The organism is Clavibacter lycopersici (assembly GCF_003576405.1).
Taxonomy (GTDB): Bacteria; Actinomycetota; Actinomycetes; order Actinomycetales; family Microbacteriaceae; genus Clavibacter; species Clavibacter lycopersici.
Genome location: NZ_QWGT01000605.1, coordinates 1 through 291 on the forward strand (window position 1 = coordinate 1; position 291 = coordinate 291).

Sequence of the window (291 nt, forward strand, 5' to 3'; positions counted from 1 at the left end):
CGCGCCGGCCGCATCCCCCGGCGGGACCGACGCAGTCGACGCCGCCCCGGCCGACCTGCTCCGCGCCGCGATCACCGCCGCCGCGGCACCGCTGTCCGCGCTCCCCGAGCGCGCCGCGACCCGGGCGTCCGTGCTGCCAGGGGGGACGCCGGAGCTGGCCGCCTTCGCCCTGGTCACCCGGCTGACGAACCGGCCCGCGGCGGCGGACGACGACGGGCTCGACCAGGATCAGCGCGCGCTCGTCGCCGAGGCCGCCCGCACGGCCGACGCGCTGCGCGACGGCCTGGCCCG

1 pseudogene is annotated in these 291 nt (G+C 82.1%); it reads left to right on the forward strand.

The features are described from left to right. Positions 1 to 291: pseudogene (locus DZG00_RS17100) on the forward strand (hypothetical protein); the annotation flags it as partial.